Source organism: Streptomyces sp. NPDC051173 (assembly GCF_040689515.1).
Classification (GTDB): domain Bacteria; phylum Actinomycetota; class Actinomycetes; order Streptomycetales; family Streptomycetaceae; genus Streptomyces.
In genome coordinates this window covers 1-1,058 of the sequence record NZ_JBFBBD010000189.1, presented here as the reverse complement: position 1 = coordinate 1,058, position 1,058 = coordinate 1, and the positions used below count along the sequence as shown (strand labels likewise).

The 1,058-nt window shown below is 70.2% G+C and carries 2 protein-coding genes; one reads left to right on the top strand and one right to left on the bottom strand.

Features of this window, described 5'->3' with window-relative positions; all coding sequences use genetic code 11:
- Nucleotides 1-274: 274 nt before the first annotated feature.
- Nucleotides 275-760 carry a hypothetical protein gene (locus AB0435_RS34295; protein ID WP_366428761.1) on the bottom strand — a complete coding sequence of 162 codons (486 nt, stop codon included), beginning with the start codon at nucleotides 758-760 and terminating at the stop codon, nucleotides 275-277.
- A 41-nt stretch (nucleotides 761-801) separates the two neighbouring features.
- Here AB0435_RS34295 and AB0435_RS34290 point away from each other — a divergent pair.
- Nucleotides 802-1,058: hypothetical protein (locus tag AB0435_RS34290; protein WP_366428760.1), on the top strand; the 257-nt coding region annotated here is incomplete at its 3' end.

Genomic DNA, 1,058 nt, shown 5'->3' with positions numbered 1-1,058 from the left:
CGGGCTCCTCACCGGCAGCAGCGGCCGGGGAAACGGCCTTCTTCCTCGGGGACTTGGTATCCGGCTCGGGCCGGGCCGCAGGTCCTGGGTCTTTCACAGGTTCGAATCCGGCGATGGGGTGGGGCCAGTCGACGGTTGCGCCGGGCTGGATGGTGGCCGGGATGTCCGGCACGTCCACGGGCGCTTCATGGGTGCTGCGTTGGAGCACGGGGGCCTCCGGGCATGCAGAAGGCCCCCGCACAGGGCAGGGGCCGGAAGGGAGAAGGGGGGCGGGTCAGCCGGTGATTTCGATGTCGTCCGCGAAGTAGGTGATCTCCGCCCGGAATTCCGCCTCCGGGGGCATCGTCTGCTCGGGATCGGTGAAGCGGACGATCACGTACTCGGGGTTCTCGGCCACGCTGCGAAAGCGCCCGCCGTGGCTCTTGTCGCCGGTGAACCCGCCGATCCGGGTGAGCACCTTGTCGACCGCCACGTCGAACGCGCGCTGGTCATCCTCGGCGATGCCCTGCCCGGACGTGAGAGGCCAGATCAGCTTGAGCACGAACTCATACGTCGGCATGCGGCGGACGTTCGCGAACCGCTTCTCGTGGATCTGACGGCGCAGTACGAACAGGTTGGTGCCGCGCCGGCCGGGGGTGCGCGGCTGGTACGCCTGCACATTGCCCCACGGCCCACCCGCGCTGGCCAGGAGCGCGGGCAGCCCGTCACCGCTGGTGGTCAGCCAGGCAACCTCACGGTCCACGGCATCGGCAGTGCTCACCGCCTCCCCCTTCCCTTGCGGCGCCCGGGGTGCCAGCGCTGATGCGGGAGGCGCAGATGGGAGTGGCGGACTCGTCCGGTGCGCGGCCGGTGGCGGATGTAGTGCACGCCGCGCAGACTGCGGCGGTGATGGCGCAGACCGATACGCGTTCCCGGGTGCCCTTGACGGTGCAGGCCACCGCGCCGCCGCGGATGCGTGGTCGTGTGCTGGTGGTGGCGGCCCTTCAATCGGGCAGCGATCTTTGCGCGGGTGGCAGCAGACAGTCGATGCCCGCGATGGGGACGGTGACGTCCCTTCA